The organism is Herbiconiux daphne, assembly GCF_024979295.1.
In the GTDB taxonomy this organism is placed as follows: Bacteria; Actinomycetota; Actinomycetes; order Actinomycetales; family Microbacteriaceae; genus Herbiconiux; species Herbiconiux daphnes.
Genome location: NZ_JANLCJ010000011.1, coordinates 64,530 through 88,738, shown reverse-complemented (window position 1 = coordinate 88,738; position 24,209 = coordinate 64,530). Strand labels below are relative to the sequence as shown.

Sequence of the window (24,209 nt, the reverse complement as noted above, 5' to 3'; positions counted from 1 at the left end):
CCAGTGTGACAGGGGCGCTCGGCAGGTGGGTGGTACTGCCGTTCCTCCCGTCGAGGCGGGCCTGGTTGCCTCGCCGCCACGCGCCGAGACTCGCATCATGACAACAGCAACAGCAACAGCAACAACCCCCACGACAACCACACTCATCACCGGCGGCAACAAGGGTCTCGGCTACGAGACCGCACGCCGGCTCATCGACGCCGGCCACACGGTCTGGATCGGCGCGCGCGACGAGACCCGCGGCCGTCAAGCGGCCGACGAGCTCGGCGCACGGTTCGTGCAGCTCGACGTGACCGACGACGCCTCCGTCGCGGCCGCCGCCGACACCCTCGCTGCCGCGGGCGGACTCGACGTGCTCATCAACAACGCCGGCATCGCCGGGCCCTTCGTTCCGGCCGAGCAGCAGACCGCCGCCGACGCCGAGCGAGTCTTCGCCACGAACGTCATCGGCATCGTGCGCACCACCACCGCGTTCGTGCCGCTGCTGCGCGCGTCGAGCGCGCCGACCATCGTGAACGTCTCGAGCGGCATGGGATCGTTCTCGAGCGTGCTCGACCCCGAGCGCATCGAGTCGGGCATCGTGGCGCCGCTCTACCAGTCGTCGAAGGCGGCGGTCACGATGCTGACCGTGCAGTACGCCAAGGCGTTCCCCGAGATGCGCGTCAATGCCGCCGATCCGGGCTACACCGCGACCGATCTCAACGGCAACAGCGGCCACCAGACCGTCACCGAGGGAACGGATGCCGTCGTCGACCTCGCCACCCGCGGCGGCGCGGGCCCCACGGGCACCTTCATCGACCGCGACGGCCTCGCCGCCTTCTAGCTCCCCTTGCGTCGAGTTGCGCCAAAGTGCCCGACCCCGGCGGGGTCGTGGGCACTTTGGCGCAACTCGACGAGAGGGACGAGAGGGGCGCGGGGCTAGAGGCTCTGGCCAATGTCCCAGAGGCGGTCGGTGCGGCCGTTGAGGGCCTCGGCCACGGCGATCGCCTGCCCGTCGCTGAGCGAGGCGACGTAGTCGATCACCCCGCGCCCGCGGCCGAGGCGCTGGAGGCTCGCGGCATCCGTGTCGGTCAGCAGGTGCGGGCGTTCGCGGGCCAGGCGCAGGTAGCCCATCGTGGCCAGGTCGACCATCTCGAGCATGCGCCGCGGCACGCGCTTGCGGTCGTCGTCGTCGTCGAGCCAGTCCGAGAACGCCGTCACCAGGGTGACCAGCACCTGGCTGAGGCCGCGCTGGTACATCGCGATGTCGGGGCGGTTCAGAATGAAGTGCTTGTGCACGAACTTCAGCACCTTCACCTCGTGCCAGGCCCGGCGGTCGAGCGTGATGATGCCCGTGCGCGGAGTGTCAGGCGGCGCGGCGACGACCGAGCGCTCGAAGTGCGCGATCCAGCGGCTGGTGAAGGTCGACAGCCGTCGTTCGGCCGAGATGGAGCCGTCGAACTGGGTCGAGAGCAGGCCCTCGACGAGGTCTTCCGACACCACGGCGACGGCATCGGCGAAGGCGTCGTCTTCGGCGATCCACGGGTCGTCGCGCAGGATGCGCCGGCGCAGCGACTCGAGGGCCGCACCCGGCACGTTCTCGGCGATGTCGACCCCGGGCGCCACGAGTTGGCGCAGGGCGCTGGAGTTCTCGGTCCAGCCGCGGAATTCCCGCGCCACCGCCACCTGACTCAGGATGCCGGCCCGATAGAAGTCGTCGACGTCGTGGATCGAGTAGGCGATGTCGTCGGCGATGTCCATCACCGAGCATTCGAGCGACTGCTCGTAGGGGCGCAGGGTGGGGGCCGACATCCGGGCCTCGGCGAGGTCGTCGTGTTCGAGGTAGTAGGCCGAGTACTTGCGCGCCACGAGTTCGCCGCCTGACGGCTTGATGCCGCGAGGAAGAGCGGATGCCGCCGACTCCGCCACGATCGTGGCGCGGCTGATGCCGTCGAGCTCGGGCGTCCAGGGGTATTTCGCCACGGCGGTGCGCACGGCGGCGGTGAGGTTGAGGCCGAGGGCGGCGCCGTCGCACACGTCGAGGGCCGCAATGATGCGGTAGGTCTGGGCGTTGCCCTCGAAGCCGTCGGCGAGTCCGAGCGGGCCGCGGGCGATCTTGTTCAGCACGTTTTCGCCGAGGTGGCCGAACGGCGGATGCCCGAGGTCGTGGGCGCTGGCGGCCGCCTGCACGACGACGGCGTCGCATCCGCCGGGCTGGGAGAGGGCCGGTGTCGTGCCGACGAGCGACTTCTCGACGGCGACGGCGATGGCACGGGCGACCGCGGTGACCTTGAGCGAGTGGGTCAGGCGGTTGTGGATGAGCGGGCTCGCGCCGGCCTGCGAGATGACCTGCGTGACCGCCGAGAGTCGAGAGAAGTAAGGCGAGAAGCGCACCCGCTCGAGATCGATGCGGTACTCGGGGTTGTCGTCGGCCGCCTGGATCTCGTCGAGCACCTCGGGTTCGCGGCGGTGCACTCGGGCGTCGTCGGTCACAGGGTCTCCTTCTCGTTCCCCCCATTCTGTGCCACGGGAGTACGGTGTGGCGCATGGCCGATGACGACAAGCTCTCCCGTGGCGATGAGGTCTCGTGGCACACCCACGGCACCGAGACCTCGGGCAGGGTCGAGAAGAAGATCACGAACGACACCGAGGCCGCCGGTCGCACCGTGCGGGCGTCAGACGACGACCCCCAGTTCCTCGTGAAGAGCGACAAGAGCGGTCGCGAGGCCGTGCACAAGCCCGAGGCGCTCAAGAAGAAGAAGTAGCTGAGTTTTCGTCACATATCCCCTGTTCGGGGGTATACCTGAAGGAAGGGATCACCGAAGATCCCGTTCCAAGGAGTGATCATGCGAACTCACCGTATCGCCACCTACCCCGCCGACACTCGCACGCTGACGTGGAGTGGATGTACGCCGCCATCCAGAACATCGATGACGTCTGCAACATCCTGCCGCTCAGCTACTGGGCCGGTCTCGGTTGCTCTGCCAATCCGACACTAGAGGATGCCGTGGCGCAGGCCCACTATCAAGGCAAACGCATCCGGGCACTCTTCTATCAGTGCAAGGAATTGAATTCTGCGAGCTACTACAGCTACGAAGTGATCTGACAGAGGAAGGCCCGATCATGAAATATCGCATCACATCGGCGCAGGGGAAAGTCGTCTACATCGTGTTCGGGTACTTCGCGGTGGTGGCCCTGGCGGCCCTGGCGGGAGCCGTGGGCGGAGGGGCCGTCGGGGCACCGGTCGCGGTGGGGCTGCTCTGGTTGTGGATCGTGCTCGGGGGCCGGATGTTCCGGGGCGAGGACGAGCCGGTGGCTCCTCCCCGGGCGTGGTGGCGCCTGACGAGCGGGCCGACCGCCGGGTTCGTGATCGCGGCACTGTTCGCCGTTCAGGCGATCGGATCGGGGGTCAGCGCGGGCGCCGCAGCAGGCGCTGGCGCGGGCGCCGCAGCTGCCGCAGGCGCTGCCGGCGTCACCGCCGCCGGCGGCGCCCCTCTGACCCTCGTCGCCGCGGGGGTGGCGAGCGCCGTGGCCGCGGTCGCCTACGTCAACTCGTCGATCAGGCTCTCGTCGCGCGCTCCGCGACGGGCCTGACGACAGCGCCGCTACAGCGCGCCGCTGGCCGCTCGCTCGGTGACGTGGGGCGTGCCGTCGAAGATCAGCAGCCGGTCGGCCAGCTTGTCGACGAAGAACCGGTCGTGCGACACCACGAGAACCGCGCCCGGAAAGTGCGTGAGCGCCCGCTCCATCACCTGGGTGCTCGTGATGTCGAGGTGGTTCGTCGGCTCGTCGAGCACGATCACCGCCGCTCCCGACAGCAGGCACTGCGCGATCGCGACCCGCGCCCGCTGCCCGCCCGAGAGGGTGCCGATCTTCTGCTGCAGGTCGGCCTCTGAGAACTGCAGCATCGCGAGGAACCGGCCGACGCTCTTCTTCGTGGCGCTGAAGGCGAGCGAATCGGGGTAGGCGTTCACCGCGTGACCCACCGAATCCGTCAGATCCAGCGACGCATACACCCGGTTGTACGACACGAAACGCGCGCCCTTCGCCCATCGCACCTGGCCGGCATCCGGTTCGGTGTCGCCCGTCAGCACGTCGAGCAGCGTCGACTTGCCCGAGCCGTTCGAGCCGAGCACAGCCACCCGATCGCCCCGGTGCAGGCTGAACGTGAGGTCGGCGAACAACGGATCGCCGCCGTCGAAGCTCTTGGTGAGCTTCACCACCTCGAGCAGGTCGTTGCTCACCCGCAAGCCGCCGTAGATGTCGGTGATGATCTGGTCGATCGGCCGCGGCGCCTGCCGCTTCTTGATGTCGGCGAGACGCCGGGCCACGGCGTTCGAGGGGTTCCGCGCGGCCTCGCGTCGCGCCGCCGAGGCCGCCTGCTCGTAGGCCAGCAGCTCCTCCTCGTGCGCGAACTGGCGCTCGAGCATCTTCAGCCGCGACTGCTTCGCGTGCACGTAGGCCGAGTAGTCGCCCTCGTACTCCTGCAGCCGGTAGTTCTCGATCTCCACGATGCGCGTCACCACGCCGTCGAGGAACTGCCGGTCGTGCGACACCACGAGCACGGCGCCCTGGTAGCGCGCGAGCCAGTTCTCGATCCACCGCACCCCGTCGAGGTCGAGGAAGTTGGTCGGCTCGTCGAGCAGCAGCACATCGGGCGACTGCACGAGAATCTGCGCCAGAGCGGCGCGGTTGCGCCATCCGCCCGACAACCGGTCGACCGGCAGCACCCGCAGCGACTCGTCGAACCCGAGACTCGTCAGCACGGTGTCGATGGTGTTCTCATACGACCAGCCGTTGATGGCGTCCATGCGCTCGAACAGCTCGCCCTGCTCGGTCAGCAGCGCGGTCATCTCGTCGTCGCCCATCGGCGAGGCCAGCAGTTCGCCGATGGCATCGAGCCGGGCCTGCGCCTCGTGCACCGCCGCGAAGTGATCGCTCAGGATGTCGCGGATGCTGCGTTGCCCGTCGAGCTCCGAGAACTGCGAGAAGTAGCCGATGGTGGTGCCGAGCGTCACGTCGACCGTGCCGGTGGTGGGCTGCTGCCGGCCGAGGATGAGCTCGAGGAAGGTGGTCTTGCCGGTGCCGTTCTTGCCGATCAGGCCGATGCGGTCGCCGGCGCGCAGCTTGAGGAACGCCTCCCGCACGACCGGCCGGCCGTCGAACTCGATGCTCACGTCGTTCAGGCGGATCAGGCTCACGGTGTCCTCAGGGCTGGTGGCGCCGGCCGAGCGGCCGACGGTCAAGCCTACCCGCGCGCATCCTGAGCCGTCCGCGCCAGGGGTCCGGGCTCGAGCACACCGCCTGGCGCTACTCCCTCATGAACTGGGGCAACGACCCTCTGGCCTGACGCTCGAGCGCGCGCACGGTGTGCGGGTAACCCACCAGCTCGTGACCCACCACCTCCACCACGACGCTGAGGGCCACCAGCCCGATCACCACCACGAGCGCGCCGAGGTCGCCCAGATGCTCCGGGTCGAACGGCGACCCCTCGCTCGCGATCGCCGCCACCACCACGGCTGCGGCCAGCGGCACGAGGGTCACCACCAGCAGGGGCAGGTGGGTCAGGTCCCACGAGCGCACCAGCACGCTCCACAGCACGAACACGAGCACGATCACCGACGCCACCGGCACCACCAGGGCGACCGCGATCTGCAGCAACGAGAGCTCGCCGCCCTCCAGCGCCTCGGCCGCGAGCCGCAGCCCGGCGCCGACCGCCGGGATGGCGGCGAACAGCGGCAGATGCGTGTACCGCCAGGCGAACACGCGCTCGGGCCACCGGCGCAGGATCACACCCGACGGCACCAGGTAGTAGGCCCACCACAGGCCCGCCGCCAGCACGAGACCGGATGCCGCGATCATCACGGCCGCCACCGACCACCCCTGCTCCTCGGTCAGCACGGCGACCGCCCGCACGGTCGCGGCGACCACCTCGCCGAGGCAGATCAGGGTGAGCAGCCCGAACCGCTCGGCGATGTGACTGGCGTTCCACGGCGTCCAGCCGAGCCCGTTCTCGATCACCACCCGGGCGGCCATCTCGGCGAGCACCAGGGCGATCAGGGCGAGCACCGCCACGAGCGCGGGCATCGGCACGATCGCGATCAGCAGCCATCCCGTCTGGGCGATCGCGATGGTGATCGCGTAGGCGATGGCGGATTTGCGGTGCTCTTCGTCGTGCCGGGCGGCCCGCAGCCACAGCAGCATGAGCGGCACCCTCATCACGACGTACCCCACGACCACCAGCAGGTTGTTCGGGCTCAGCCCCTCGGCGGCGTCGTGGAAGCTCTGCGGCAGCCCGAAGATCAGCACGACGACGCCGACCATCTGCACGATCGTGGCCACGCGGAACAGGGCGTCGTCGTTGCCGTAGGCCGACGTGTACCAGGTGAAGTTCAGCCAGGCCCACCCGACGGCGAAGATCGCGAACAGGTAGGCGCCGACTCCGGATGCCGCGTGCCCCTCGGCCACGGCGGCGGTGAGCTCCTCGGCCGCCGCCGCGAACGCGATCACGTAGGTGAGGTCGTAGAGCAGCTCGAGCGGGGTGACGGCTCGCTCCTGACCTCTCGGCACGATGCCGGTCAACGGGCGCAGTCGATGCCGCAACTCCTTTCGCAGGCTCGACTCGAGCTCGGCCTCGCCGTCGCCCGTCCCGTCTTCGCCCGTTCCGCCGTCGCCCGTTCCGCCGTCGCCCCTACTGCCGTCGCTCATGCCGCCTCCTCGCCGGGAGCTTCTGCAGAAATCAGAGCACATGGCCCACCGGATGTCGAGAGGCGCGTTCAGACCCATCGACCGTCGACCTCGTGATCGGCCCATATTAGCGTTCACATTCCCGCGCATCCGTTGATCTGATGCTGTTTCAGGCGTTATGCATCCGTTACTCGATTGCTAATTGTGAAGGCTCACAATTTGTGATTACTATGACCCATCAGCCCCGACGTGGCGGCTGCTCCCGGCACCATCACGCAGCACTCCCGTGGCCGGGTCGTTGAACAGAGAGGTTCGTACGATGAAGAAGATCTTCGGTCTCGCGACCGCAGGGGTCATCCTGCTTACGCTCGCCGGCTGCGCCAGCGGCGGCTCCGGCGGTGGCGACGCTGGTGCGGCCGCCGGCCCCAAGCCCACCGACGAACTCGTCGTCGGCTTCGCCCAGGTCGGCGCCGAGAGCGGCTGGCGAACCGCCAACACCACCGACATCCAGAACTCGTTCAAAGACGCCGGCATCGAGCTCAAGTTCTCCGACGCCCAGCAGAAGCAGGAGAACCAGATCAAGGCGATCCGCTCTTACATCCAGCAGGGCGTCGACGTCATCGCCTTCTCGCCCGTGGTCGAGACCGGGTGGGACGCCGTGCTCAACGAGGCCAAGGCGGCGAACATCCCCGTGGTGCTCACCGACCGCGCCGTCGACTCGCAAGACGACTCCCTCTACGTGTCGTTCCTCGGCTCCGACTTCATCGAAGAGGGCAAGAAGGCCGGCCAATGGGTCGTCGACGAATACGCCGACTCGACCGACCCGGTGAAGATCATCCAGCTCGAGGGCACCACGGGTGCGGCTCCGGCCATCGACCGCGCCGAGGGCTTCGCCGACGTCATCGGCGCCGACGACAAGTTCGAGATCGTCGCGAGCCAGACCGGCGACTTCACCCGGGCCGGCGGCAAGCAGGTCACCGAGGCCCTGCTGAAGGCCAACCCCGACGTCGACCTCATCTACGCCCACAACGACGACATGGGTCTCGGCGCCATCGAAGCGATCGAGGCGGCCGGGCTCGTTCCGGGCGAAGACATCAAGATCGTCACGGTCGACGCCGTGAAAGACGGCATGCAGGCTCTCGCCGACGGCAAGATCAACTTCATCGTCGAGTGCTCGCCGCTGCTCGGCAAGCAGCTGGTCGACATCGTCAACCAGATCAACGAGGGTGAGACGCCCGAGAAGCGCATCATCACCGAAGAGACCACCTTCACCCAGGAGCAGGCCGTCGAGGCCCTGCCCGACCGGCAGTACTGATAGAGCGGTACTGATAAAGCAGTACTGATAAAGCAGTACTGCTACAACAGGTGACGGATGCGCGGACTCACTCCGCGCATCCGTCACCGCCCCTCGAAGAAGAGAGAGCTCATGACCGAACCCGTGGTCGAGATGACCGACATCACGATCACCTTCCCGGGGGTGAAGGCGCTCGACAGTGTGAGCTTCCGCATGTTCCCGGGCGAGGTGCACTCGCTCATGGGCGAGAACGGCGCCGGAAAGTCCACCCTCATCAAGGCCCTCACGGGCGTCTACGCCATCGACGGCGGCACCATCCGGCTGGGCGGCGAGACCGTGTCGTTCTCGGGCCCCGCCCACGCGCAGGCGGCCGGCATCTCGACCGTCTACCAAGAGGTCAACCTGCTGCCGAACCTGTCGGTGGCCGAGAACATCCTGCTCGGGCGCGAGCCGCGCCGCTTCGGCTCCATCGACGGGCGCGCCATGCGCCGCCGTGCCGCCGAACTGCTCGACGGCCTCAATCTCGACATCGACCCGGGCTCGCTGCTCGGCTCGCACTCGCTCGCCGTGCAGCAGCTCGTGGCCATCGCCCGGGCCATCAACGTCAACGCGAAGGTGCTCATCCTCGACGAGCCGACGTCGAGCCTCGACGCCGACGAGGTGGCAGAGCTCTTCCGCGTCATCCGGTCGCTGCGCGATTCGGGCGTCGCGATCTTGTTCGTGTCGCACTTCCTCGACCAGATCTACGAGATCACCGACCGCCTGACCGTGTTGCGCAACGGCCAGCTCGTGGGCGAGTACCTCACCGAAGAACTGCTGCGCATCGACCTGGTGCACAAGATGATCGGCAAAGAGATCACCGCCCTCGACGAGATCGGCAAGCGAGCACACGCCGCCACCGGTGCGGCCGTGGCGGATGAACCCGGCCTGCCGGCCTTCGCCGCCACCCACGACTACGGCCGCAAGGGAGCCATCGAACCCTTCGACCTCACCATCGGCGAGGGCGAGGTGGTGGGCCTGGCCGGCCTTCTGGGCTCCGGCCGCACCGAGCTCGCGCGCATCCTGGGCGGAATCGACCGAGCGGATGCCGGCACCCTCCAGATCGAGGGAAAGCCCACCCGCCTGCGCACCCCTCGTCAGGCCATCTCGAAACGCATCGCCTACTCGTCGGAGAACCGGCGCAGCGAGGGCATCATCGACGACCTCACGGTGCGCGACAACATCGTGCTCGCGCTGCAGGCCGATCGGGGCTGGTTCCGGCCGATTCCGAAGAAGCGGCAGGAGGAGCTGACCCAGAGCTACATCCAGGCCCTCAACATCCGGCCCGCCAACCCCGACGCCCTCGTGCGCAACCTCTCAGGCGGCAACCAGCAGAAGGTGCTGCTGGCCCGGTGGCTCGCCATCGCGCCGCGACTGCTCATTCTCGACGAGCCCACCCGCGGCATCGACATCGGGGCGAAGGCCGAGATCCAGAAGCTCGTCTACACGCTCGCCGAGAACGGCATGAGCGTGGTGTTCATCTCGGCCGAGCTCGAGGAGGTGCTGCGGCTGTCGCACCGGGTCGCCGTGCTGCGCGACCGCCGTCTCGTGGCCGACATCGAGAACGACGGGCTGACGGTCGACGCCCTGCTCGCCCTGATCGCCGACGGGTCGGTGGCCGACGAGGCTCCGCCACCCGACGCCCACCCCTTCGGGCCCGCCTACGACGAGCCCGCCACCGAGTCCCTCACATCACCGGCAGGAGACCTCCGATGAGCGCCGCCCTCACCCGCATCGTGTCGAGCCGGCTGTTCTGGCCGGTCGTGATGCTGATCGCCCTGGTGGCGATCAACGTCATCGCCTTTCCGGGCTTTCTGACCATCACGGTCAAAGACGGGCACCTGTTCGGCTCGGTGATCGACATCCTACGCAACGGCGCGCCCACGCTCATCATCGCGGTCGGCATGACACTCGTCATCGCGACCCGGGGCATCGACCTCTCGGTCGGCGCCGTCGCGGCGATCTCGGGCGCGGTCGCGTGCTCGATCCTGCTGTCGTCGCCCGACCCGGGCAACCCCGGCACGGTGGCCGTGGCCGTCGGCGCCGCGCTGGTGATCGCTCTGGTGCTGGGCGTGTGGAACGGGTTCCTGGTGTCGGTGATCGGCATCCAGCCCATCATCGCCACCCTGATTCTGATGACCGCCGGGCGGGGCATGGCGATGCTGATCACCGAGGGGCAGATCCTCACGGTCGACAGTGCGCCGTTCAAGGCGCTGGGCTCCGGATTCCTGCTCGGGCTGCCGGTGGCGGTGCTGATCGGCGTGGTGATCTTCGCGGTCGCGGCGCTCATCACGCGCCGCACGGCCCTCGGCATGCTGATCGAGTCGGTGGGCATCAACCCCGAGGCAAGCCGTCAGGCCGGCGTTCGAGCGCGCGGGCTGCTCTTCACCGTCTACACGTTCTGCGCCTTCTCGGCCGGCATCGCCGGGCTCATCCTCACCGCCAACCAGACGGCGGCCGACGCCAACAACACGGGCCTCTTCATCGAGCTCGACGCCATCCTCGCCGTGGTGATCGGCGGCACCTCGCTCGCCGGCGGCCGCTACTCGCTCGCCGGCACCCTGGTGGGCGCCCTCGTCATCCAGACCCTGGTCACCACGGTCTACACCGTCGGCATCCCGCCGATCGTCACCATGGTGTTCAAGGCCGCCGTGGTCACCGCGGTGTGCCTGCTGCAATCACCGGCCACCAACGCCGCCTTCGGCCGGCTCCGCCACCGACTCACCGCGCGCACGAGCAAGGGGATCGCCGCATCATGACCGCCACTCTCGACACTCCGTCACCCCGCCCCCAAGCGCCCACACCCGCGCCGGCTCCGAGGGGTTCGCTGTTCGACCGGCTGCGCGACGTGCTCACCAGCCCGAAGTCGGGCCCGGTGCTCGTCACCGCGGTGCTCTTTGTGGTGGTGTTCGTCATCGGCGGCGTGCGCTACCCCGGGTTCTTCTCGGGTCAGGTGTTCCTCAACCTGTTCGTCGACAACTCCTACCTGATCGTGCTCGCCGTCGGCATGACCTTCGTGATCCTCACCGGCGGCATCGATCTGTCGGTCGGTGCCGTGGTGGCCGTGTCGACCATGATCGCGGCGAGCCTGCTGCAGACCGGCTGGTCGCCCGGTGTGGTGATCGCCCTCATCCTCGTGCTCACCTCGGTGCTCGGGCTGCTCGTGGGACTGATGATCCACGTGTTCAAGGTGCAGCCGTTCATCGCCACGCTCGCGGCCATGTTCCTCGCGCGCGGGCTCTGCTACGTCATCTCTAAGGACTCGATCTCGATCAGCGAGCCCACCTTCGTGGCCCTCGCGGTCACCCGCATCCCCCTCGGCCCGGGCCTCAGCATCACCCCGAGCGTCGTGATCGCCCTCGTGGTGGTGGTGATCGCCGTGTGGGTGCTCGGCTTCACCCGGTTCGGGCGCACGGTCTACGCCATCGGGGGCAGCGAGCAGTCGGGCATGCTGATGGGTCTGCCGGTGGCGCGCACGAAGGTGATCGTCTACGTGGTGAGCGGCTTCTGCTCGGGGCTCGCGGGCGTGCTGTTCTCGTTCTACACGCTCTCGGGCTATCCCCTGACCGCCGTCGGCACCGAGCTCGACGCGATCGCGGCGGTCGTGATCGGCGGCACCCTGCTCACCGGAGGCTATGGCTTCGTGCTCGGGTCGGTGCTCGGCGTGCTGGTGCTGGGGGTCATCCAGACCATCATCACCTTCGAGGGCACGCTCTCGTCGTGGTGGACCAAGATCTTCATCGGCGCCCTGCTGCTCGTGTTCATCATTCTGCAGAAGGTGCTGACCTCGCGCAGGAGGTAGCGACCCGGGCCCGCGATAATCAATACAAGCGCGCTCTCCGCGCCCGACGAGGATCGACAGTGACAGAAGAAGAGAAGGCGCGCACCGCGACGATCTTCGATGTCGCGCGTCTGGCCGGGGTGTCGCACCAGACCGTGTCACGGGTGTTGAACGACATGCCGAACGTGCGGCCCGCCACCCGCCTGCGGGTCGAGAACGCGATCAAGCAGCTGCGCTACGTGCCGTCGCCGGCGGCGAGGGCCATGGTCACCCGCCGATCGCGCACGATCGGCCTCATCACCACGGGCTCGGCCGACTTCGGGCCGGGCTCGACCGCCCTGCACTTCAACGAGACGGCCCGGGATGCCCGCTACGCCGTGATCACCGCGGGTCTGCTCGAGGCCGACGCCGCGAACGTGCGCGCGGCGGCGGAGCTGCTCGTGCGGCAGAACGTCGAGGCGATCGTGCTGATCGTGCAGCAGCGCTCGGCCGTCGAGGGGCTCGGCGGGTTCGATCTCGGTGTTCCGGTGGTGGCCATCGCCTCGGAAGACCGGGGCCCGGCCCATCGGGTGTGGCTCGATCAATACGGCGGGGCGCGAGCGGCAGTCGACCATCTGGTGTCGCTCGGGCACCGCGACATCCGTCACATCGCCGGCCCGCTGGAGTCGATGGATGCCTCGGAGCGCACCCGCGGCTGGTTCGGTGCTCTGGCGGCGCACGGCCTCGTGAGCCGCGAACCGCTGGTCGGCGACTGGACCCCCGCGAGCGGCTACGCTCACGGTCGCACGATCGCGGCCGACGGCGCGACGGCCGTGTTCGTGGCGAACGACCAGATGGCGCTCGGGCTCATGCGCGCTCTGGCCGAGGCGGGATTGACGGTGCCCGAGGACGTGAGCGTGGTGGGCTTCGACGACATTCCCGAGGCGGAATACTTCTCTCCGCCGCTCACCACGGTGCGGCAGGACTTCGTGCGCCTGGGCCGCGAGGCCATGGAATCGGTGCTCGCCGTGCTCGGCGAGAACGCCGCCACCGACAAGGCGGCGGGCGGCACCGAGCTCGTCGTGCGCGAGAGCACGGCACCCCCGCGCACTGCGTCGGCCCACCTCGCGGCACGGGTCGACCCATCCGAGGTGCGGAGGAGTACGAATGTTCCGTGAGCGCCGCGTCAGCGGCCGGAAGGGAACGAATCCTCCATGTCAGAGATCACTGCTCACCACGGCATCCTGAACGACACCGAACTGCACGTCGACGACACCGGCGGGTCGGGCCGGGCGGTCGTGCTGATCCACGGCTGGCCCCTCTCGGGCGAGTCGTGGAAGAACCAGGTGCCCGCCCTCGTCGACGCCGGCTACCGGGTGGTGACCTACGACCGCCGCGGCTTCGGGCGAAGCGACAAACCGCTGACGGGCTACGGGTACGACACCCTCACCGACGACCTCGAGGCCGTGCTCGACGCCCTCGACCTGCACGACGTGACGCTCGTCGGCTTCTCGATGGGAGGCGGCGAGGTGGCGCGCTACTTCTCGCGCTACGGCATCGGGCGGCTGCACAGCGTGGTGTTCGCCTCGGCGGTGCCACCCTATCTGCTGCACACGCCGGGCAACCCCGACGGCCCGCTGTCGGCGGCCGAGGCCGCGAAGATGACGGCCGCCCTCACCGCGAACAAAGACGCCTTCTTCGACGACTTCCTCACCCAGTTCTTCTCGGTCGACGGTCGCCTCGTCGTGACGGAGCAGCAGCGCCAGGAGGCGCTCGCCCTCGCCGAGCAGGCCTCGAAGCTCGCCGCACTCGAGGCGATGGCCTCCTTCGCCAACACCGACTTCCGCGACGACCTCGCGCTGGTGAGCGTGCCGGCACTGGTGATCCACGGCGACAGCGATGCCACCGTGCCGTTCGAGGGGTCGGGAGCGCGCACGCACGCGGCGATTCCGGGGTCGGAACTGCACGTGATCGCCGGCGGGCCCCACGGCGTGACCGTGAGCCATGCCGAGGAGTGGAACCGGGTGGTGCTCGAGTTCCTGGCGAAGTAGCCGGGCTCGACGTCGACGACCTCGAGCGGCCTACTGACCGCGGCCGGTGAGCTTCTGCAGCCGGTCGATGTGCTCCGAGGCCTCGGCCTTGGTGAGGGTGGCCGGCAGCTCTTCTCCGGCCTCGCGCAGCAGGGTGTCGAGGTAGCTCTTCTGCGGGCCGGTCATCGGCTCGTCGCCGGTCACCCAGTCCTCCGGGTCTTTGCTGGCCGAGCGGCTCGGGTCGGGGCCGGCCCCGCCGAGCATCTCGACGTCGTCGTCGCCCGCGGGCTCCGGCACGATCTGCTCGCTCTCGGCGAAGCTCTCGCGGGCGTCGGGGCCGTTCGGGTTGTCGGTGGCTGCGGAGTCGGGTGCGGTGTTGTCGGTGTCGCTCATGCGCAGGAGCGTACGCCGGGCGACCGACACCCGCCAACGGATGCCGCCGCGGCACACCCCCGCGCCGAAAAGCGTGTTCGGGTGCACACTGATCCGCATGGCACACCAGTCAGCCGAGGGCATCGACGAGCGCCTGGAGTCCGCCATCCTCGAGCTGCTCGCGCGCCGCGCTCCCACGTCGACGATCTGCCCGTCGGATGCCGCCCGCCACGTGGGCGACGACGACTGGCGCGCCCTGATGGAGCCCGCCCGCCAGGCCGCCCAGCGTCTGGTCGAGAGCGGCGAGGTCGAGATCACCCAGCACGGCGAGGTGGTCGACCTCGCCTCCGCGCGCGGCCCGATCCGCATCCGGCGCCGCACCCGCTGAAGGCCGCCGGCGCTCGGGCCCGCCCCAGCGCGCCAGCGCGCCCAGCCCGTCAGCGTTGGAGCCAGGCGAGCGCCTCGTCGCGGCCGTCGAGCGCGAACACCCGCACGTCGGCCTTGATGAACATCGAGGCGGTCTTCGCCAGGGTGGCGAGCCAGCCGGCATCCGTCAGCAGCGCCGCGCGGCGCACCTTCTTCTCGAGCCCGGCCGAGCGCAGGTCTTCCCAGAGCGCCTTGGGCTCGATCTTCGTGAGCTCGATGTCGTCGTAGACGGCCAGCAGGTCGGCGGGGTCGTTCTCGTCGAGGAAGGTCACGAGCTGATCGCGCACCGCCTCGAACTCGGCGGCATCGAGCGCCCCCGAGTAGTGGATCTCGAAGATGTGGGTGCCGGGCAGTTCGTGAGCGGTGAGCATGACCCCAGCATGCCGCTCCCGCAGCTGCAGCACCACCGGGCCGGCGCGACCACCACGATCAGCGCGACCCAGCGCCCCGGATGCTCAGGGCGAGCCGACCGCGGCCGCCGCCTGGGTGCGCGAGAGGGCGACGACGCCGAGCACCGCCACCGCGCCGGCCACGACGAGCACGAGAATCGCCCAGATCGGGGCGTTGCGCGCCTCGCCGAGAATGGTGATGCCGAGGATCACGGCCACGAACGGGTCGATGACGGTGAGCCCGGCCACCACCACCTCGGGCCGGCTCGAGGTGTGCGACGTCTGCACGAAGTAGATGGAGAGCAGGCCCGCCACGGCGATGCCGGCGAGGCAGCCGATGGTGAGCAGGTTGGCGGAGTCGAGCTCGAGGTCGTGCGAGGCCAGGGCGGTCTGCACCCGCAGGATGACCGTCTTGCCGAGCGTGGCGACGAACCCCGAGAAGATGCCGCCGAGCAGCACGAAGAGAATGGGCGGAACGCTCCGGCCCCGGCGCAGCAGCAGCACGGCGAGCGATGCGACCAGCACCACGGCCAGCACGATCAGCACCGCCACGAGCTGGGTCTCGCCGATCGCGCTCTGCGTGCTCACCACCGCGGCCACGGTAACGAACACCCCGACGCTCACGATGCACACGGCGATGGCGCCGACCTCGCGTCGCGCGGGCGCCGCCTTCGTCACGAACGCCGTCAGCAGCGCGGCGAACACCAGCGCCGTGACGCCTACCGGCTGCACCACGATCAGCGGCGCGAACGCGAGACTCGCCAGCTGCAGCAGGATGGCCACCACCAGGAAGGCACTGCCGATGAGCCAGGCCCGATTGCGCAGCAGGCGCAGGATCTCGCGCGCCCCGAGCCCCGACGACGGGCCCGTCGCCCCTGAGCTGACCCCGCGCGCCTGAAAGAAGTTGCCGACGGCCAGAACGGCCGCGGCGATGACCGCCAGCACGATGCCGGCCAGCGGGAAGGTCGCGAGTGTCACAGGCAGGCCCCCTCCGCGAACGTGTCCTTGTACGCTACCGGCCCTCGAGCGCGGCGTGCACGCCCGACCTCGCGAGTCTCGGCGCGTCGGCCAGCACGTGCAACCCCACGATGCGGTCGGCGACGATCTCGAAGGCCATGACCGACACCACCCGGCCCGCCATCGTCGCCGCCACCCCGGGCAGGCCGTCGATGAGCACCGGCGTCGAGTGAGCGGCGAGTCGCGCCGAGAGCACGGCCTGGGCCGCGATCTCGTCGGCGCCCTCGATGCGCTGCCGGTTCGTGCCGAAATCGGCCTCCAACACGGCGCCCTCGTCGAGCAGGCCGATCAGCGCGGTGAAGTCGCCACCGGATGCCGCCGCGAGCCAGGCCTCGACGAGGCGCCGGCCGGTGGCCCGATCGGTCCTCTCCGGCGCCGGAGCGCCGCGCACCCGCCGGCGCGCCCGCGAGGCGAGCTGCCGGGCGGCATCCGGTGACCGGTCGAGCACCTCGGCGATCTCGTCGAACGGCTGCCCGAACACGTCGTGCAGCACGAACGCGACCCGCTCGGCCGCGCTCAGGCGTTCGAGCACCACGAGCAGGGCGACGCCCACCCGATCGGCTTCGGCCGCGGCATCCGCAGGGTCGGGCTGCGTCACGACCGGTTCGTCGCGCCACGGCTCGACCTGCCAGGGCCGCTCGCGCGAGCGCCGCGGGGCGCGAAGCAGGTCGAGGCTCACCCGCGACACCACGGTCGTGAGCCACGCGTCGAGATTCCGGATGCCGCCCGCGTCGACCCGCTCGAGCCTCAACCACGCCTCCTGAACGGCGTCGTCGGCGTCGGCGCTCGATCCGAGCAGCTGGGCGGCGATGGCCCGCAGCCTCGGACGCTGCGCGTCGAACCGGCGGGCCAGGTCGTTCCGGTCGGTCATGTCACATCTCCTCGCAGTCGATCGTCATGCTCTCGACGATCGTGCGCACCTCACTGTGACACGGCGCGCGCCCTCTCGTCACGTCACGTCACGTCTCGTCTCGTCCGTCACGTCTCGTCACCTCACGACCGAAAGGAACTCAGACCATGAACGCACCCATTCTCGTCACGGGCGGCACCGGCACCATCGGCAGCCGGGTCGTGCCGCTGCTGGCCGGCGAGGGGCGGCGCATCCGGGTGCTCAGCCGGCATCCGGAGCGCGGCGACCAACCCGACGCCGGTAACGCCGGTGACGCCGGCGTCGGCGACCTCGTGCAGCACGTCGGCGGCGACACCGTTCGCGACCAGGGGCTGGCCGAGGCTATGGCAGGCGTCGACGTGGTGCTGCATCTCGCCGGAGGTGCGAAGGGCGACGACGTCGCCGCCCGCAACGTCGTGGCGGCGGCCCGACGGGCGGGAGTCGACCGGCTCGTGCTGATCTCGGTGATCGGCGCCGACCGCATGCCGATCGGCTACTTCCGGACCAAGGCCGCCGCCGAGCGCACCCTCGAGCGGTCGGGCCTGCCGTTCACCGTTCTGCGGGTGGCCCAGCTGCACGACTTCGTGCGGCCCGTCGTGCGGGCGATGGCGAGACTGCCGTTGCTGCCGGCGCCCGGTGGTCTGCGCTTCGAGCCGGTCGATCGCGACGAGGTCGCCGCGCGACTCGCGGCCCTCACGCTGGGTGCCGCCGCCAGCCGGGTGCCCGACCTGGCCGGCCCCGAGGTGCTCGATCTGCCGCGACTCGCCGCGCTCTATGCCGAGGCGAGCGGTCGCCGCCGGCACGCGCTGCTTCCGGTGCGGCTGCCCGGGGCCGTCGGGCGCGCCTACCGCGCGGGCGACAATCTCGCCGACGAGTCGGCCGATCGGGGCCGGCGCACCTGGGCCCAGTCGTTAAGCTTCTGGCATGGCAGAGGAGCCGGAGCGGCTGTCACCGGATGACGCGCGCATCCTCGCGCTCGAATCGTCGGTGCTGACCGGGCACACGATGAAGCTCCTGGTGCTGGAGCCCGGCCCACCGCTCGACCTCGACGAGTTGCGGCTCGCGGTCGCGGCGCGGCTGAGCGACGAGCCCCGCGCCCGGCAGCGCGTCGAGACCGGCGGCGCGGGCAGGGCGGCGAGCAGCGGCGCGGGCATGGCGGCGAGGGCGACCGGGGGCGACGGGCCACGCTGGGTGGCGGCATCCGGTTTCGACATCGCACACCACGTGCGCCGGCGTGCGGGCGCCGAGTGCGCCACCGAGGCCGATCTGCGGCGCGAGCTGAGTGCGCTCATGTCGGAGCACCTCGACCGCGATCGACCGCTCTGGACGCTCGACCTGCTCGGCCCACTCGCCGACGGCACCGAGGTGATCGCCGCGCGCCTGCATCACGCCATGGTCGACGGCATCGCGGGCCTGCGGTTTCTCGAGGGCATCCTGCTCGACCCGCACGACGCTCCGCCGGTCGACGTGCCGCCAAGCGACGCCCCGCCCCACCAGGCGGCTGTCGGCGCCTCGGGGCAAGCCGCCGAACGGTCGCCCGCCGACGAGTGGCGACGGATGCCGGCGGCGCTGCTGCGCGAGCTCGGGCATCCGGTTGCGCGGTCGCCGTTCGACCGGCCGCTCACCAGCGCCCGCGAGGTCGCGTTCGTGTCGGTGCCGTTGCAGGGGCTGAAAGACATCGGGGCGAGTCGTCCCGACCACGCCACCGTGAACGACGTGCTGCTCGCGGCGGTGGCCGGCGGTCTGCGGTCGTGGCTGGATGCCGCGCGCGACGGGCACGGATCGCGAAGCGACGTGCGGGCGCAGATTCCGGTGAGCCTGCACCATCGCGACGAGAGCGCGGCCTCGCTCGGCAACCGCGACTCCTTCATCAACGTCGACCTGTTCCTCGGCGAGGCCGACCCGTTGCGCCGGCTCGACCGCATCAGCGCGCACACCCGCACCGAGAAGCAGCTCGACGACGCCGCGCTGCTCTACGACCTCTTCCACGCGCTCGGGCGGCTCGGGGCCGCGGGCGAGCTCGCGCAGCGCGCGGCGGGCAGCGCGCACGAGTTCAGCGTCGCCGTCTCGAACGTGCCGGGGCCGCGGCATCCGGTGGCCGTGAGGCGACGACGGGTCGACCGGCTGTTCTCGTCGGCCGAACCCGGCGCCCATCACGTGTTGCGCATCGCCGCCATCTCGAACGCCGGCGAGGTCGGCATCGGCTTCTGCACCGACCCCACCGCGCTGCCCGGCATCGGCGGCCTCGCCGACGCGGTCGACGCGTCATACCGCGAGCTGCAGCGCGCGTCGGGCACCGGCGACTCGCTCAGGGCCTAGGCCGCGGCGTCGAGTCGCGCCGAGCCGCGCCGCATCGCGCCTACGTACGTAGGCAAACATTTCGCGCCAGTAACGATCGTAACTACGGTGTAATCTGGCCGAAACGAACGAACCCTACTGTCGATGGGAGTCCTGCTCCCTCATTCCCCGATGACGCCGGAATCGAAGAAAGGTTTACCGCCGATGAACGACAGCCCGTATTGGAACCCCAAGACCGAGACGATGTCGCGCAGCGACCTGAAGGCCCTTCAGTTCGCGAAGCTGCAGCGGGTGGTCGAGTGGGCCGAGGCGCGCAGTGTCTTCTACCAGAAGTCGTTCGCCCGGGCCGGGTTCCGCTCTGACCAGTTGAGGAGCTGGGACGACTACGACCGCATCCCCTTCCTGACCCGCGACGAGTGGATGCAGAGCCAGACGGAGTTCCCGCCCTACGGCGAGCTGCCCGTGGCAGGCCACGAGAACGCCATCCGGTTCCACACCACGAGCGGCACCTCGGGCAAGACACCTCTGCGGGCGCTCGACTCCCGCAAAGACTGGGCCTGGTCGGCCGAGATGTGGTCGTATGCCCTGTGGGGCATGGGAGTGCGGCCGGCCGACATCGGCTATGTGGCCTTCGGCTACGGCACGTTCATCGGGTTCTGGGGCCTGCACAACGGCCTGGAGAAGATCGGTGCCATGACCATCCCGGGCGGGGCGCAGACCACCGCGGCCCGCGTGAAGCAGATCGTCGACTTCGACGCGACCGTCGTGGCCTCGACGCCGACCTACGCCATCCGGCTCGCCCAGGAGGCGGAAGCGCTCGGCATCGACCTCGCGGCGTCGAAGGTGCACACGATCGTGCTGTCGGGCGAGCCCGCGGGATCGATCGCCGAGACCAAGGCACTGATCGAGAACCTCTGGGGCGCGAAGACCTACGACACGGCCGGCATGACCGAGATCTCGACCATCTTCATGTTCGAGCCGCACGACCAGCCGGGCGGCGCGCACATCATCGAAGACCAGTTCATCGAAAGGGTCATCGACCCCGAGTCGGGCGCCGAACGGCCCTACGGCGAGAGCGGCGAGCGCGTCACGACGTCGTTCGGCCGCAGCATGATCCCGCTGATCAAGTACCGCACCTCCGACCTGGTGGTGAAGGTGCCCTGGACCACGTCGACCAACGGCCGCACCTGGGACATCTACGAGGGCGGCATCCTGGGGCGGGTCGACGACATGAAGCTCGTGCGCGGCACGAACGTCTACCCCCGGGCGGTGGAGGCGATCATCCGCACCTTCCCGGTGATCGAGGAGTTCCAGGTGAAGATCACCCGCGAGGGCATCCGCGACGAGATCACCCTCATCGCCGAGCCCAAGGCCTCGGTCACCGACGACGAGTGGAGCGGCCTCGTCACGCGCCTCGGCACCGAGCTGGCCGACGGCCACGAGGGCCTGCGTTTCATCATCGAGCGGGCAGACGCCAACACTCTTCCGCGCTTCGAGTTGAAGGCCAAGCGCCTTCAGGACCTGCGCTGAGAACCGACGATAGAAGGAGCACGACATGCCAACGGATCTCATCGGCAACCCCCTCACCGAGCAGGAGACGATGCTGCTCGGCGTCTACGAGCAGCTGAAGACGCTCGAGGCGGCCGACCTGGCCCCCTCCTCGACCGCGAACGTGCGCGTCGCCCTCAGCGCGATCGGCATCGCCGTCGGCGACCTCGGGCTCGTCTACGAGCACCTCACCGATCGCAGCTGCTGAGATGCGGCTCGCTCGGGTGCGGGTGTCCGGCGGCATCCGCACCGCGGTGGTGACTGACGAGGCCGTGCTCGTGCTCGGCCCCGACGCTCCCACGATCGACGATCTCGTGCGGCTCGGCCTCGAGGCGGCGCTGCACCTGGTCGAGGTGCTGTCGCCGACCGCCGAGGCGGTCGACCGCGCCGAGGTCGAATGGCTCGCGCCGCTCACGCGCTTCAACCGCGACATCCTGTGCACCGGCTGGAACTACTCCGACCACTTCTTCGAATCGCTCGGCAAGGGCGGCGGCCAGGGCCCGGCCGAGCTGCCCGAGCATCCGACGTTCTTCACCAAGGGTCCCGGCGTCGTGATCGGGCCGCACGACCCGATCGCGTTCGACCCCGCCCTGTCGTCGGCGTGGGACTACGAGGCCGAGATCGCGCTCGTGATCGGCTCGCCCGGCCGCTCGCTGACCGCCGCCACCGCCGAGTCGCACGTCTTCGGCTACTTCGTGGCGAACGACGTCTCGCAGCGCGACCTGCAGCGCCGGCACGGCGGTCAGTGGCTGAAGGGCAAGAGCATCGACGGCACCATGCCGATCGGGCCCTGGATCACGACGAGCGACGAAGTGGATGTCGCCGCCCTCTCGGTGTCGCTCACCCTCAGCGGCGTCACCCTGCAGAACGCCCCCGCCACGGCGATGGCCTTCCCGGTGGGGGTGCTGCTCGAGGAGCTCAGTCTCGGCATGACCCTGCAGCCCGGTGACGTGCTGCTCACGGGCACCCCGAGCGGCATCGGAAGCGCGCGCGAACCGGCCGTCTACCTGGCCGCGGGCGACGAGCTGGTCACCCGGGTGCACGGCCTCGGTGAACTGCGCAACACGGTCGCCCTCACCGACCTCACTTCGACCACGACGAACGGAACCGACGCACGATGAGAATCGCCTGCATCGGCGCGGGCCCCGGCGGCCTCTACAGCGCCATCCTGCTCAAGCTCCAGAACCCGGCCCACGAGGTCACGGTCTTCGAGCGCAACTCCATCGACGAGACCTTCGGCTTCGGCGTCGTGTTCTCGGAGGAGACGCTCGGCGGACTGCGGGAGGCCGATCCGGTGAGCTTCGAGCGCATCGAACAGCTGTGGCGCAAGTGGAGCGCGATGGACGTCGACTTCAAGGGCTACCGGGAGCGCTCCGACGGCCACGCCTTCGCCGCCCTCAGCCGCAAGGAGCTGCTGCTGGTGCTGGCCGAACGGGCGCTCGAGCTGGGCGTGACGCTGCGCCACGACACGCAGGCCCCGGATGCCGCCGAGCTGAGTCTCACCCACGATCTCGTGATCGCCTCCGACGGCGTGAACAGCCGCACCCGCACCGCGATGGCCGCGGAGTTCGGCGAGAGCGTCGAGGTGCGCCCGTTCAAATACGCCTGGTTCGGCACCGACCGCCCGGTCGACTGCTTCACCTTCGTGTTCGTCGACACCCCCTACGGCATGTTCTGGGCGCACATCTACCCCTACGGCGAGTCGAGCTCGACCTTCCTCGTCGAGACCGACCCCGACACCTGGCGCCGAGCCGGGCTCGACCGATCGGCATCCGTTCCCGGGCAGACGGATGCCGCGGCCCTGGCCTTCTGCGAAGCCGTCTTCGCCGACTACCTGCAGGGTCACCGGCTGCAGGGCAACAACTCCAACTGGCTGAACTTCCGCGACGTCACGAACGAGCGGTGGCACAGCGGCAACGTCGTGATCATCGGCGACGCCGCGCACACGGCGCATTTCTCGATCGGCTCCGGCACCAAGCAGGCGCTGGAGGACGCGGTCGCGCTGGTCGGCGCGATCGGCGCCGAGCCCACCGTCGAAGCCGCCCTGGTGAGCTACGAGAACACACGCCGCCCGGTCGCCGCCTCGCTCCGCCGGTCGGCGATGACGAGCCTGGGCTGGTTCGAGAACATCCACCGCTACGTCAGCCTGCCCCCGCAGCAGTTCGTCTTCCAGCTGCTCACCCGCAGCCAGCGCATCACCTACGACAACCTGCGCGTGCGCGACCCGCTCTACATGGCGCGCGTCGACGAGTGGTTCACCGCCGACCAGGCCGAGCGCGGTTACGAAGCCGCCCCGGGCACTCCGCCGATGTTCTTCCCGTTCCGACTGCGCGGTCTCGAGGTGAAGAACCGCGTCGTGGTGTCGCCCACCGCCCAGTACTCGGCGGTCGACGGTGTTCCCACCGACTGGCACCTCGTGCACCTGGGCTCGCGTGCCGTCGGCGGCGCCGGGCTGGTCTTCACCGAGATGACCTGCGTGTCGCCCGAGGGGCGCATCACGCCCGGCTGCCCGGGCCTCTGGAACGACGAGCAGCAGCTCGCCTGGAAGCGCGTCGTCGACTTCGTGCACGAGAGCAGCTCGGCCAAGATCGGCCTGCAGATCGGCCACTCCGGCCGCAAGGGCAGCACGAAGCTCATGTGGGACGGCATCGACGAGCCGCTGGATGACGGCAACTGGCCGATCGTGGGCCCCTCGCCGATTCCCTACCTGCCCCACGGACAGGTTCCGCACGAGCTGACGCAGGCCGAGATCGCGCGGATCGTGGCCGAGCACGCCGACGCCGCCCGACGCGGCGACCGCGCCGGGTTCGACATCCTCGAACTGCACTTCGCGCACGGCTACCTGGTGTCGAGCTTTCTCTCGCCCCTGTCGAACAAACGCACCGACGAGTACGGCGGCAGTCGCGAGGGCCGCAACCGCCTGGCGCTCGAGGTCTTCGATGCCGTGCGGGAGGTCTGGCCAGACGACAAGCCCATCAGCGTGCGCATCAGCGCCACCGACTGGGTCGACGGCGGTTTCGACGGAGACGACGCCGTGGCCCTCGCTGAGGCGCTCAAGCAGCACGGCTGCGACATCATCGACGTCTCGACCGGGCAGACCAGCACCGAGGCCAAGCCTGAGTACGGGAGGCTTTACCAGACCCCGTTCAGCGACCGCATCCGGCTCGAGGTCGGCATCCCGACGATGACCGTGGGCGCGGTGAGCTCGATCGACGACGTCAACACCATCCTCGTGGCCGGCCGTGCCGATCTCTGTCTGCTGTCGCGACCGCATCTCGTCGATCCGTACTGGACGCTCAATGCCGCCCTCGACCTCGGCTACCGCGATCGCACGGTGCCCAAGCAATATCGCTCGGGGTTGCGGGCGCGACGGCGGGCCCAGACCCCGTGAGCGGTAGTCGCTCGCGCAAAAAGCTCACATTCGTTACGAGCGAAAAGAAAGTGTGTCGTCTATGCCGCGCCCTGCTAGCGTGGCCGAGGA

Annotated in this window: 24 protein-coding genes; 17 read left to right on the top strand and 7 right to left on the bottom strand. The window is 69.6% G+C overall.

The window, feature by feature from the left end:
* Window positions 1-97: 97 nt before the first annotated feature.
* The gene (locus N1032_RS20445) at window positions 98-823 is read left to right on the top strand and encodes an SDR family NAD(P)-dependent oxidoreductase (RefSeq protein WP_259541869.1); all 726 of its coding nucleotides are present in this window, start codon (window positions 98-100) and stop codon (window positions 821-823) included.
* Window positions 824-918: 95 nt separating this feature from the next.
* Here N1032_RS20445 and dgt read toward each other — a convergent pair whose 3' ends face one another.
* The gene (gene dgt, locus N1032_RS20440) at window positions 919-2,472 is read right to left on the bottom strand and encodes a dGTP triphosphohydrolase (protein ID WP_259541868.1); all 1,554 of its coding nucleotides are present in this window, start codon (window positions 2,470-2,472) and stop codon (window positions 919-921) included.
* Between the two features lie 53 nt (window positions 2,473-2,525).
* Here dgt and N1032_RS20435 point away from each other — a divergent pair, with 53 nt between their 5' ends.
* The 3 genes from N1032_RS20435 (at window position 2,526) to N1032_RS20425 (ending at window position 3,573) form a co-directional block, all read left to right on the top strand.
* Complete coding sequence (locus N1032_RS20435) at window positions 2,526-2,744, top strand: hypervirulence associated TUDOR domain-containing protein (protein ID WP_259541867.1); 219 nt, start codon at window positions 2,526-2,528, stop codon at window positions 2,742-2,744.
* A gap of 140 nt (window positions 2,745-2,884) precedes the next feature.
* A complete protein-coding gene (locus N1032_RS20430) occupies window positions 2,885-3,085 on the top strand; it encodes a hypothetical protein (RefSeq protein ID WP_259541865.1) in 201 nt (66 codons plus the stop codon).
* Window positions 3,086-3,102: 17 nt separating this feature from the next.
* Window positions 3,103-3,573, top strand: coding sequence for a hypothetical protein (locus N1032_RS20425; RefSeq protein ID WP_259541864.1), 471 nt, complete (start codon window positions 3,103-3,105; stop codon window positions 3,571-3,573).
* An 11-nt stretch (window positions 3,574-3,584) separates the two neighbouring features.
* Here N1032_RS20425 and N1032_RS20420 read toward each other — a convergent pair whose 3' ends face one another.
* Together N1032_RS20420 and N1032_RS20415 are read right to left on the bottom strand one after the other, a co-directional pair.
* Window positions 3,585-5,225, bottom strand: coding sequence for an ABC-F family ATP-binding cassette domain-containing protein (locus N1032_RS20420; RefSeq protein ID WP_259541862.1), 1,641 nt, complete (start codon window positions 5,223-5,225; stop codon window positions 3,585-3,587).
* A 64-nt stretch (window positions 5,226-5,289) separates the two neighbouring features.
* The gene (locus N1032_RS20415; protein WP_259541861.1) at window positions 5,290-6,687 is read right to left on the bottom strand and encodes a low temperature requirement protein A; all 1,398 of its coding nucleotides are present in this window, start codon (window positions 6,685-6,687) and stop codon (window positions 5,290-5,292) included.
* A 298-nt stretch (window positions 6,688-6,985) separates the two neighbouring features.
* Between N1032_RS20415 and N1032_RS20410 the strand changes: the two genes are divergently transcribed.
* From N1032_RS20410 to N1032_RS20385, 6 genes are all read left to right on the top strand, one after another.
* Window positions 6,986-7,981 carry an ABC transporter substrate-binding protein gene (locus tag N1032_RS20410; protein WP_259541859.1) on the top strand — a complete coding sequence of 332 codons (996 nt, stop codon included), beginning with the start codon at window positions 6,986-6,988 and terminating at the stop codon, window positions 7,979-7,981.
* A gap of 111 nt (window positions 7,982-8,092) precedes the next feature.
* On the top strand, window positions 8,093-9,715 hold the full coding sequence (locus N1032_RS20405) for a sugar ABC transporter ATP-binding protein (RefSeq protein ID WP_259541881.1): 1,623 nt from the start codon (window positions 8,093-8,095) through the stop codon (window positions 9,713-9,715).
* Window positions 9,712-10,758 (top strand): ABC transporter permease, encoded by a 1,047-nt coding sequence (locus tag N1032_RS20400; RefSeq protein WP_259541858.1) that lies wholly within the window; start codon window positions 9,712-9,714, stop codon window positions 10,756-10,758. Before N1032_RS20405 ends, N1032_RS20400 begins: the two co-directional genes overlap by 4 nt.
* Window positions 10,755-11,801: a galactofuranose ABC transporter, permease protein YjfF gene (yjfF, locus tag N1032_RS20395; protein WP_259541857.1), complete on the top strand. Its 1,047-nt coding sequence runs from the start codon at window positions 10,755-10,757 to the stop codon at window positions 11,799-11,801. Before N1032_RS20400 ends, yjfF begins: the two co-directional genes overlap by 4 nt.
* A 59-nt stretch (window positions 11,802-11,860) precedes the next feature.
* Complete coding sequence (locus tag N1032_RS20390; RefSeq protein ID WP_259541856.1) at window positions 11,861-12,937, top strand: LacI family DNA-binding transcriptional regulator; 1,077 nt, start codon at window positions 11,861-11,863, stop codon at window positions 12,935-12,937.
* 36 nt (window positions 12,938-12,973) lie between these two features.
* Window positions 12,974-13,810, top strand: coding sequence for an alpha/beta fold hydrolase (locus N1032_RS20385; RefSeq protein ID WP_259541855.1), 837 nt, complete (start codon window positions 12,974-12,976; stop codon window positions 13,808-13,810).
* 30 nt (window positions 13,811-13,840) lie between these two features.
* On the opposite strand, the gene N1032_RS20380 is transcribed toward N1032_RS20385, so the two are convergent.
* Window positions 13,841-14,053 (bottom strand): DUF3072 domain-containing protein, encoded by a 213-nt coding sequence (locus tag N1032_RS20380; protein WP_259541879.1) that lies wholly within the window; start codon window positions 14,051-14,053, stop codon window positions 13,841-13,843.
* 226 nt (window positions 14,054-14,279) lie between these two features.
* On the opposite strand from N1032_RS20380, the gene N1032_RS20375 reads away from it, so the two are divergent.
* On the top strand, window positions 14,280-14,549 hold the full coding sequence (locus tag N1032_RS20375) for a DUF3253 domain-containing protein (RefSeq protein ID WP_259541854.1): 270 nt from the start codon (window positions 14,280-14,282) through the stop codon (window positions 14,547-14,549).
* A 49-nt stretch (window positions 14,550-14,598) separates the two neighbouring features.
* On the opposite strand, the gene N1032_RS20370 is transcribed toward N1032_RS20375, so the two are convergent.
* The 3 genes from N1032_RS20370 to N1032_RS20360 form a co-directional block, all read right to left on the bottom strand.
* The gene (locus N1032_RS20370) at window positions 14,599-14,958 is read right to left on the bottom strand and encodes a SpoIIAA family protein (RefSeq protein ID WP_259541853.1); all 360 of its coding nucleotides are present in this window, start codon (window positions 14,956-14,958) and stop codon (window positions 14,599-14,601) included.
* Between the two features lie 84 nt (window positions 14,959-15,042).
* Window positions 15,043-15,954 carry a DMT family transporter gene (locus N1032_RS20365; RefSeq protein ID WP_259541851.1) on the bottom strand — a complete coding sequence of 304 codons (912 nt, stop codon included), beginning with the start codon at window positions 15,952-15,954 and terminating at the stop codon, window positions 15,043-15,045.
* Between the two features lie 34 nt (window positions 15,955-15,988).
* Window positions 15,989-16,864, bottom strand: coding sequence for a sigma-70 family RNA polymerase sigma factor (locus tag N1032_RS20360; RefSeq protein ID WP_259541849.1), 876 nt, complete (start codon window positions 16,862-16,864; stop codon window positions 15,989-15,991).
* A gap of 146 nt (window positions 16,865-17,010) precedes the next feature.
* Between N1032_RS20360 and N1032_RS20355 the strand changes: the two genes are divergently transcribed.
* The 6 genes from N1032_RS20355 (at window position 17,011) to N1032_RS20330 (ending at window position 24,119) form a co-directional block, all read left to right on the top strand.
* A complete protein-coding gene (locus N1032_RS20355) occupies window positions 17,011-17,841 on the top strand; it encodes an SDR family oxidoreductase (RefSeq protein WP_259541847.1) in 831 nt (276 codons plus the stop codon).
* The gene (locus tag N1032_RS20350) at window positions 17,807-19,201 is read left to right on the top strand and encodes a wax ester/triacylglycerol synthase domain-containing protein (protein ID WP_259541845.1); all 1,395 of its coding nucleotides are present in this window, start codon (window positions 17,807-17,809) and stop codon (window positions 19,199-19,201) included. The genes N1032_RS20355 and N1032_RS20350 overlap by 35 nt, the downstream gene beginning before the upstream one ends.
* Before the next feature lie 183 nt (window positions 19,202-19,384).
* Complete coding sequence (locus N1032_RS20345; protein ID WP_259541843.1) at window positions 19,385-20,710, top strand: phenylacetate--CoA ligase family protein; 1,326 nt, start codon at window positions 19,385-19,387, stop codon at window positions 20,708-20,710.
* A 25-nt stretch (window positions 20,711-20,735) separates the two neighbouring features.
* A complete protein-coding gene (locus N1032_RS20340) occupies window positions 20,736-20,936 on the top strand; it encodes a hypothetical protein (protein WP_259541841.1) in 201 nt (66 codons plus the stop codon).
* Between the two features lies 1 nt (window position 20,937).
* Window positions 20,938-21,849 (top strand): fumarylacetoacetate hydrolase family protein, encoded by a 912-nt coding sequence (locus tag N1032_RS20335; protein ID WP_259541840.1) that lies wholly within the window; start codon window positions 20,938-20,940, stop codon window positions 21,847-21,849.
* The gene (locus N1032_RS20330) at window positions 21,846-24,119 is read left to right on the top strand and encodes a bifunctional salicylyl-CoA 5-hydroxylase/oxidoreductase (protein WP_259541838.1); all 2,274 of its coding nucleotides are present in this window, start codon (window positions 21,846-21,848) and stop codon (window positions 24,117-24,119) included. Before N1032_RS20335 ends, N1032_RS20330 begins: the two co-directional genes overlap by 4 nt.
* Window positions 24,120-24,209 lie beyond the last annotated feature (90 nt).

What these genes read in the sequence shown, in the direction of transcription:
- N1032_RS20445 (WP_259541869.1), top strand. Translation starts at nt 98, where the DNA reads ATGACAACAGCAACAGCAACAGCAACAACCCCCACGACAACCACACTC.
- N1032_RS20435 (WP_259541867.1), top strand. Translation starts at nt 2,526, where the DNA reads ATGGCCGATGACGACAAGCTCTCCCGTGGCGATGAGGTCTCGTGGCAC.
- N1032_RS20430 (WP_259541865.1), top strand. Translation starts at nt 2,885, where the DNA reads ATGTACGCCGCCATCCAGAACATCGATGACGTCTGCAACATCCTGCCG.
- N1032_RS20425 (WP_259541864.1), top strand. Translation starts at nt 3,103, where the DNA reads ATGAAATATCGCATCACATCGGCGCAGGGGAAAGTCGTCTACATCGTG.
- N1032_RS20415 (WP_259541861.1), bottom strand. Translation starts at nt 6,687, where the DNA reads ATGAGCGACGGCAGTAGGGGCGACGGCGGAACGGGCGACGGCGGAACG.
- N1032_RS20410 (WP_259541859.1), top strand. Translation starts at nt 6,986, where the DNA reads ATGAAGAAGATCTTCGGTCTCGCGACCGCAGGGGTCATCCTGCTTACG.
- N1032_RS20405 (WP_259541881.1), top strand. Translation starts at nt 8,093, where the DNA reads ATGACCGAACCCGTGGTCGAGATGACCGACATCACGATCACCTTCCCG.
- N1032_RS20400 (WP_259541858.1), top strand. Translation starts at nt 9,712, where the DNA reads ATGAGCGCCGCCCTCACCCGCATCGTGTCGAGCCGGCTGTTCTGGCCG.
- yjfF (WP_259541857.1), top strand. Translation starts at nt 10,755, where the DNA reads ATGACCGCCACTCTCGACACTCCGTCACCCCGCCCCCAAGCGCCCACA.
- N1032_RS20385 (WP_259541855.1), top strand. Translation starts at nt 12,974, where the DNA reads ATGTCAGAGATCACTGCTCACCACGGCATCCTGAACGACACCGAACTG.
- N1032_RS20380 (WP_259541879.1), bottom strand. Translation starts at nt 14,053, where the DNA reads ATGCTCGGCGGGGCCGGCCCCGACCCGAGCCGCTCGGCCAGCAAAGAC.
- N1032_RS20375 (WP_259541854.1), top strand. Translation starts at nt 14,280, where the DNA reads ATGGCACACCAGTCAGCCGAGGGCATCGACGAGCGCCTGGAGTCCGCC.
- N1032_RS20370 (WP_259541853.1), bottom strand. Translation starts at nt 14,958, where the DNA reads ATGCTCACCGCTCACGAACTGCCCGGCACCCACATCTTCGAGATCCAC.
- N1032_RS20360 (WP_259541849.1), bottom strand. Translation starts at nt 16,864, where the DNA reads ATGACCGACCGGAACGACCTGGCCCGCCGGTTCGACGCGCAGCGTCCG.
- N1032_RS20355 (WP_259541847.1), top strand. Translation starts at nt 17,011, where the DNA reads ATGAACGCACCCATTCTCGTCACGGGCGGCACCGGCACCATCGGCAGC.
- N1032_RS20350 (WP_259541845.1), top strand. Translation starts at nt 17,807, where the DNA reads ATGGCAGAGGAGCCGGAGCGGCTGTCACCGGATGACGCGCGCATCCTC.
- N1032_RS20345 (WP_259541843.1), top strand. Translation starts at nt 19,385, where the DNA reads ATGAACGACAGCCCGTATTGGAACCCCAAGACCGAGACGATGTCGCGC.
- N1032_RS20340 (WP_259541841.1), top strand. Translation starts at nt 20,736, where the DNA reads ATGCCAACGGATCTCATCGGCAACCCCCTCACCGAGCAGGAGACGATG.
- N1032_RS20335 (WP_259541840.1), top strand. Translation starts at nt 20,938, where the DNA reads ATGCGGCTCGCTCGGGTGCGGGTGTCCGGCGGCATCCGCACCGCGGTG.
- N1032_RS20330 (WP_259541838.1), top strand. Translation starts at nt 21,846, where the DNA reads ATGAGAATCGCCTGCATCGGCGCGGGCCCCGGCGGCCTCTACAGCGCC.